Source organism: Stenotrophomonas sp. STEN031 (assembly GCF_056759975.1).
Window position 1 is genome coordinate 1 of sequence record NZ_JBRREA010000102.1, and the last position, 6,674, is coordinate 6,674.

Annotated in this window: 8 protein-coding genes and 1 riboswitch; of the genes, 1 reads left to right on the plus strand and 7 read right to left on the minus strand. The window is 64.0% G+C overall.

Annotated elements, in window-relative coordinates:
• Positions 1-92: 92 nt before the first annotated feature.
• The 7 genes from ACVOLQ_RS22055 to ACVOLQ_RS22085 all read right to left on the minus strand — a co-directional run bounded on the left by ACVOLQ_RS22055 (position 93) and on the right by ACVOLQ_RS22085 (position 5,127).
• Entirely contained in the window at positions 93-455 is a 363-nt protein-coding gene (locus tag ACVOLQ_RS22055; protein WP_057627433.1) for a roadblock/LC7 domain-containing protein, read from the minus strand.
• Positions 456-618: 163 nt separating this feature from the next.
• Positions 619-1,017: a roadblock/LC7 domain-containing protein gene (locus tag ACVOLQ_RS22060; protein ID WP_481529313.1), complete on the minus strand. Its 399-nt coding sequence runs from the start codon at positions 1,015-1,017 to the stop codon at positions 619-621.
• Between the two features lie 181 nt (positions 1,018-1,198).
• Positions 1,199-2,191, minus strand: coding sequence for a thiamine-phosphate kinase (gene thiL, locus ACVOLQ_RS22065; protein ID WP_481529314.1), 993 nt, complete (start codon positions 2,189-2,191; stop codon positions 1,199-1,201).
• 91 nt (positions 2,192-2,282) lie between these two features.
• Positions 2,283-2,762, minus strand: coding sequence for a transcription antitermination factor NusB (gene nusB / locus ACVOLQ_RS22070; protein WP_481529315.1), 480 nt, complete (start codon positions 2,760-2,762; stop codon positions 2,283-2,285).
• Positions 2,759-3,226: a 6,7-dimethyl-8-ribityllumazine synthase gene (ribH, locus tag ACVOLQ_RS22075; protein WP_313172355.1), complete on the minus strand. Its 468-nt coding sequence runs from the start codon at positions 3,224-3,226 to the stop codon at positions 2,759-2,761. The genes nusB and ribH overlap by 4 nt, the downstream gene beginning before the upstream one ends.
• Before the next feature lie 201 nt (positions 3,227-3,427).
• On the minus strand, positions 3,428-4,528 hold the full coding sequence (gene ribB / locus ACVOLQ_RS22080) for a 3,4-dihydroxy-2-butanone-4-phosphate synthase (RefSeq protein ID WP_313172358.1): 1,101 nt from the start codon (positions 4,526-4,528) through the stop codon (positions 3,428-3,430).
• Complete coding sequence (locus tag ACVOLQ_RS22085; RefSeq protein ID WP_481529316.1) at positions 4,525-5,127, minus strand: riboflavin synthase; 603 nt, start codon at positions 5,125-5,127, stop codon at positions 4,525-4,527. Before ACVOLQ_RS22085 ends, ribB begins: the two co-directional genes overlap by 4 nt.
• A 75-nt stretch (positions 5,128-5,202) precedes the next feature.
• Positions 5,203-5,385: riboswitch (FMN riboswitch) on the minus strand.
• Between the two features lie 456 nt (positions 5,386-5,841).
• Here ACVOLQ_RS22085 and ACVOLQ_RS22090 point away from each other — a divergent pair.
• Complete coding sequence (locus ACVOLQ_RS22090; RefSeq protein ID WP_481529317.1) at positions 5,842-6,465, plus strand: outer membrane beta-barrel protein; 624 nt, start codon at positions 5,842-5,844, stop codon at positions 6,463-6,465.
• Positions 6,466-6,674: the final 209 nt, after the last annotated feature.

The following is a 6,674-nucleotide window of genomic DNA, read 5'->3' on the forward strand; positions in this document are numbered from 1 at the left end:
GCGGGTTTATCACTTGGGGACCCCCGGGTTGTTTCTTCCCGCGATTTGCCGCGTGGGCGCGCGGGTCCGCCAACCCGCGACACGTCATCGCATCACTTGAAATCGAGCGTCTGTTCGAACGACTTCAACTCATGACGTGCCAGCGCCAGGTTGGCGCGCGAACGGTCCAGCACCACGTACAGGAACAGGTCCGCGTTGCTTTCCAGCGGGCGGATCAGGTGGTACTGCTTGGTCAGGGTGATCAGGATGTCTTCGATCGCATCGGTGATGCCCAGCGAGGCGGCAACGCGGCGCTTGGCGCGCACCACTTCGGTATTACCCGCAGCGGCAACTTCCAGATTGATCGGGCCACCACCCAGCATGCCCAGGGCCATGCCGCTGTCGCTGTCGACCAATGCCGCACCGACGAAACCCGCAATTTCATTCAACTTGTCCAGCTTGACGTTCCCAGCCATGTGATTCTCCGTTCCTGATCGATTGTTATCTAAGTGTCGCGTGCAGCCAGGCCGTTGTGCGGCACTGGCAACACGTCTGATTGCCTTACCCGGACTTACTCACCCGCGCTGGCTCCCTGGCATGCCAGGCGAACCGCAACGCAGTTGACTTACAGCAAGAGAGTTACAACAACACCTTGATCCGCGCCGCGGCATCGCGAGCGGCATACAGCAGGATGGCAAGGGAGGTATCGGCATGGCCGAGCGCGGCCAGCGTATAGGGACGGTCCGCGGCAACGCGGACCAGCACCATGCTGCCCTGTGAGGTGGACATGGTCACGTAGTCGGCCGCTGTCAGGCCGAGCTCGCGCGACAAGGTTTCCCCTAGCGTCAGGAAAGAATTGCTCATCGCCGACAAGCGTCGTGGATCAAGCTTGTTCAACGAACGGTGAGCAATGGCACGGCCATCTGCCGTGGAGACCAGCAGCATGGAAATGCCGGCGTTGCTGTTGATGACGGTATCGAGTGCTGTTTCCAAGGCACGGCTGTCCACCGTGACCGAGGGCGTACCTACATCACTCATCTTCGCCCTCACTTTTTCCAACGTTGCCGATTCCACCACCGCTTCCCCCTGTTTGCCGTCGCTGGATGCAGACTCTCGATTGCACCAAACCGCGACTTCCATCACGAACGAGATGGTAAATATGAATACGTGGACGCCGCGTGAACACTGAAATCCAGCTTACTGCGAGCAGGGCTCCCCCTTAGGCCTCGAAGCTTGAAAAGTGGTTGTAGCCTTGTCTTGATGCCACCAGCACACCGCCCTCCTGGTTGATCACCTGTACCCCCGTCCCGGCTCGAATATAGCCAATCCGGGTAAGCGGAACTGCTACGGATGCCATGGTTTCGTGCAGCACCTGGCGCAGCGCCGGCGGTGCGGTGAAACACAGCTCGTAATCGTCGCCAGCACCGATACGCAAGGTAGTGAAGCTCTTACACAAGCCGGCCTGCTCTGCCGCCGGTGAGGCTGGCAGCGCCGCCTCCAACACGTCCGCGGCAACCCCGCTGCGTGCGCATATGTGGCCCAGGTCGGCCAGCAGCCCATCGGACACGTCAACCGCCGCAGTCGCCACACCCTGCAAGGCAAGGCCAAGTTCAACCCGTGGCGTCGGCCGCGCAAGACGCAGGCGCAGATGCTCCAGCGCCGCATCACCCGCGCTGCGACTGACATCCAGGGCCTGTTGCTGCCACAACGCCAGGGCCAGCCCAGCCTCACCGGGCACGCCACTGACCCAGATATCGTCGCCAACCTGTGCACCATCGCGGCGCAGCGCCTGCCCTGCAGTCACCTGGCCCATCGCGGTGATCGAGATCGACAAGGGCCCACGGGTGGTGTCGCCGCCGATCAAGGCGATACCGTGAAGGTCGGCAAGCGGGAAGAAACCTTCAGCAAACTGGTCCACCCATTGCGCACTGGCATCCGGCAGTGACAGCGACAAACTGCACCAGGCCGGTTGCGCGCCCATCGACGCCAGATCGGACAGATTCACCGCCAGGGCTTTCCAACCGATATCGGCTGGCGGGGTTTCCGCAGGAAAGTGCACACCGCTGTTGAGGGTATCGGTGGTCACCACCAGTTGCTGGCCGGCAGCCGGCTGCAGCAGCGCGGCGTCATCGCCGATCCCCAAGACGATGTCCGCGCGCGCAGCGGTACGCCGGCGGATACGCTCGATCAGGCCAAACTCATCAAGACTCATGATCGCACTCCCCAAAAAACGACAGCGCCGGTGCCGATGATGCCGGCCCGGCGCTGCAGAAAACCCGTCGTAGCGAAGCCGCCGTCGGCGGTTACTGGTTGGATTCGGTCTTGCGCCACTCCAGCGCGGCACGGTCAAGCACGCCGTTGACATAGGTATGGCCGTGCTCGGAGCCGAAACGCTTGGCGGTTTCGATGGCTTCGTTGATCACCACGCGGTAAGGCACATCCTGGCGATAGCGCAGCTCGTAGGCGGCCACGCGCAGCACCGCGCGCTCGATGGCATCCACTTCTTCCACCGCGCGGTCGACGAACGGGGCCAAGGCCTCGTCCAGGTCACGGCGGTTGTCCAGCACGCCACGCAGCAGGCTTTCGAAGTAGGCCAGATCGGCGATCTCGTGGGCCTGCTCGTGGGCGAACTGGGCCAGCAGCGACTCGGCGTTGCCGCCGGAGATCTGCCAGGCGTAGATCGCCTGCAGGGCGCGGCGGCGTGCGCGCGAGCGCAAGACCGGGTCGATGCCGTCACGGCGGACGGGTTTTCCGGCAGGCTTGCCGTTGTTCTTGTTGCTCACGGCAACTTCTCCAGAAGATTGACCATTTCCAAGGCCGCCTTCGCGGCCTCCGTACCCTTGTTGCCATGGCTGCCGCCCGCACGCGCGTCGGCATCCTCCTCACGCTCCACCGCCAGCACACCGTTGAGCACCGGCACGCCGAAATCCAGCTGCGCGCGCATCAGGCCTTCGGCACAGCAATCGGATACATGCTCGTAATGACGGGTGTCGCCGCGGATCACGCAGCCCAGGGTGATGATTGCCGAATGATGGCCAGCCGCAGCCAGGCGGGCCGCTACCAGCGGGATCTCCCAGGCGCCCGGCACACGCACCACATCGATGGCCTCCTCGCTGACACCGCTGCCGGCCAGGAATTCGCGGGCACCAATGACCAAGGTATCGGTGATACGCGGGTTCCACATGCTGGCAACGATGGCGAAACGGGCCGAATCCGGCGGAAGGAGATAGCCTTCGTAGTGGCTCATAGGGGGCAGGACTCCAAAAGGTGGGTAAGTTTACCGCGCGCGGGCTTTACAGGAGCGGCACGAAAGCAGCGGAAGGGCTGACGCCTGTGGGAACGCGCCATGCGACCTCTCCCCTCCCCGCCCCTTCCCTGCACCTTTGACGCCGGGAAGGGGAACAAGGGTGATGGGACAGGATGCGTGCACAACCTGTCCGCGACCGCCTCAGACCTGGACGGTCTCGACGATCTCCAGGCCGTAACCGGCCAGGCCGATCTGCCGGCGCGGTGTCCCGAGCACACGCAGCTTGCCCAGGCCCAGGTCCGACAGGATCTGGGCGCCGGCACCGTTGCGGCGCCACTGGCCCACATCCTTGTCCTTGCCCGGGATGACCGGCGCCGGCTGCTGGCGCAGGCGGGCCAGCAGCGCGTTGGTATCGCGCGGTGCCGACAGCACCACCATCACGCCAGCACCTGCGGCATCAATGGCGCGCAGCGCATCGGTACTGGCCACGCCAAAGTCATCACGCCGCCAATGCAGCAGGTCGGCCAAGGGATTCTCCACCTGCACCCGTACCAGGGTCGGCGTGTCCTTGTCCGGGGTGCCGCGGACCAGCGCGAAATGCAGGTCGTTGGCAATGCGGTCACGGTAGGTGACCAGCTTGAAAGCGCCGAACTCGGTGTCGATCTCGCGCTCGTCCACACGCTCGACGGTGTGCTCGGTGGCCAGTCGGTAGGCGATCAGGTCGGCGATGGAACCCATCTTCAAGCCGTGCTCGCGGGCGAACACTTCCAGCTCGGGGCGGCGCGCCATGCTGCCATCGGGGTTGAGGATCTCCACCAGCACGCCCGCCGGCTCCAGCCCGGCCAGCATGGCCAGGTCGACGCCGGCTTCGGTGTGGCCGGCGCGGGTCAGCACGCCACCCGGCTGGGCGATCAGCGGGAAGATATGACCTGGTTGATGCAGGTCGGACGGCTTGGCATTGGCCTTCACCGCAGTGCGGATGGTGTGGGCCCGGTCATGCGCGGAGATGCCGGTGGTGACACCTTCGGCGGCTTCGATGCTGACCGTGAAATTGGTCTGGAACTGCGCGGTATTGGCCTGCACCATCGGCGCCAGGCCGAGGTCGGCGGCACGGGTGCGGGTCAGCGGCAGGCACACCAGGCCGCGGCCATGGGTGACCATGAAGTTGATGTCCGACGGCTTGACCAGCTCGGCGGCCATGATCAGGTCGCCTTCGTTCTCGCGGTCCTCGTCATCGACGATGACCACCATGCGACCGGCGCGGATCTCTTCCAGCAATTCGGGGACGGGGGCGAAATTCATTGTGCGGCTCCTTGGCCCAGCAGGCGCTCGACATAACGGGCGACCAGATCGATTTCCAGGTTCACCGCGCTGCCGACGCCGGTGGCGGAGAACGCGGTATTGGCGACGGTGTGCGGGATCAGCGCGACCTCGAAGCCCTCGTCATCGGCGTCGTTGACGGTGAGGCTGACGCCATCCACGCAGATCGAGCCTTTCTTGGCGATGTACTTCAACAGCGGCTTGGGTGCGGCAAAGCGCCAGCGCAGCGCGCGCGCATCCTCATGGATGGACAGCACCTTGCCGAGGCCATCGACATGGCCGCTGACCAGGTGGCCGCCGAGACGGTCGGTGGGGCGCATGGCGCGTTCCAGGTTGATCACCGTATCCTCGGCGAGGTCGCCGAGCGTGGTCAGGGTCAGGGTTTCGGTTGAGGCATCGGCCTTGAAGCTGCTGCCGTCAAAGTCGATGACGGTCAGGCAGACACCGTTGACGGCGATGCTCTCGCCCATCTGCACCTGTTCGAACGGCAGGTTGCCGACATTGAAGGTGAAGCGGACATCGCCGCCGATGGGTTCGCGTGCAGCCAGACGGCCGACGCCTTCGATGATTCCAGTAAACACTAACGTTCTCCGCGATATGTGAGCGAAAAACGCCGCAAGGCAAACAGGCGCACGGACCCCGCAAGAGGCCCGAGACACCGTCTTCTTTCATCCGGACTATGACCGTCGGCTCCGGTATCTGACCGGATCTGCTGACCTCCGGCCGGGCATCCGTACATGTACGGCCCTTGCTGGAGCGCTCGCGGGCTCATGCAGCACCGCTATCGCGGACCTGCACCTACCGCCGGTGGGGAATTGCACCCCGCCCTGAAGACGTTTGTGAGTGCCGGCGAACCGGCCCGTCGATTGTACCAGCGCCACTTCAGGCTGGCCCTTGGCCGGGCTGAACAAGTGCTTCCCATCCGTGGAACACGGTGGCGGGAGCCTTCGCACCGAGAAGCAGGCAGCCCCAGGCTTTGCGATCACGCCCTGCCGCGGGACAGCAGGCAAAACAGGCAGGATCAGCCGATGAACATTGGGATTGTTCTGAAAACGACCACTAATGCAGAACAGGGCCGATATGAATCAAAAGCGGCTTCATCGCCAAAATAAGCACTAAAGTCGCTAAACATCTGACAAAACAATCAATTTTCCGCTGATCATCCAAAATCATTGCACGGTGACACGACTTGCCATATGTGAAAATTTCGTTAGACTGCGCCCGCCGTTACATGACGTGACGGTCCCGGCCCGCAATGGGCTGGTCGACACGGATATCGCACCGAAGAGGATTCCATGCGCAAGACCCTGATTCTGGCCGCCATGCTGGCAGCCGCACCTGTTGCCGCCTCCGCTGACGAGCTGAGCTACACCTACGCCGAAGCAGGCTGGACCCAGGTCCAGGTCAACGACAACGACCTGAACGACCCGAGCCTGGACGGCGCCTACCTGCGCGGTTCGTACGATATCGCCGACAAGGTCAACCTCTTCGCCGGTTATTCGCAGGTCCGCAAGTCGGTGAACTGGGGCAATGGCGTGCGTTCGAAGTTCCAGCTGGGCCAGCCGGAGCTGGGTGCCGGTTACCACATGAACATGAGCGAGCGCGTCGACTTCACCGCCGACATCGCCTGGTTGCGTCTGAGCCTTGAAGAAAAGGTCAGTGGCGCCGGCGAGTTCAATGGCACCTACAAGGACCACACCAACGCCGGTCGTGTGACCATCGGCCTGCGTGGCAAGCCGTCGGCACGGACCGAAGCCTGGATCAAGGGCGGCGCCCTTGATGGCAGCGACATGGACACCGAGTTCGTCGGCGTGCTGGGCGGCCAGGTCAAGTTCAACAAGACCTGGGGCGTGGTTGCTGAAGGCCAATGGCAGGGCGACTTCGCCCAGTATTCGGTCGGCGTGCGCGCCAGCTTCTGATCCGGCCTTACCGGGTTTAATGCAGCGGGGGCCGAAAGGCCCCCGTTTTTATTGCCCGGCTTACAGCCTGCGTGATTCACGTAGTGGGGGGGGGGGGGGGGCGGGGGAGGGGGGGGCGGCGCGGGCGCGGAAGCCGGCGAAGGGGAGAGCAACGGACCCACCGCGGCCGGCCCCGGCGCCCGCGGCCCGGGGGGCGGCGGCCGCGCGCG

Bases quoted from the DNA above. Each gene is read 5' to 3' on its own strand.
- ACVOLQ_RS22055 (WP_057627433.1), bottom strand. From the start codon at position 455: ATGGCTGGGAACGTCAAGCTGGACAAGTTGAATGAAATTGCGGGTTTC.
- ACVOLQ_RS22060 (WP_481529313.1), bottom strand. From the start codon at position 1,017: ATGAGTGATGTAGGTACGCCCTCGGTCACGGTGGACAGCCGTGCCTTG.
- thiL (WP_481529314.1), bottom strand. From the start codon at position 2,191: ATGAGTCTTGATGAGTTTGGCCTGATCGAGCGTATCCGCCGGCGTACC.
- ribH (WP_313172355.1), bottom strand. From the start codon at position 3,226: ATGAGCCACTACGAAGGCTATCTCCTTCCGCCGGATTCGGCCCGTTTC.
- ribB (WP_313172358.1), bottom strand. From the start codon at position 4,528: ATGAATTTCGCCCCCGTCCCCGAATTGCTGGAAGAGATCCGCGCCGGT.
- ACVOLQ_RS22090 (WP_481529317.1), top strand. From the start codon at position 5,842: ATGCGCAAGACCCTGATTCTGGCCGCCATGCTGGCAGCCGCACCTGTT.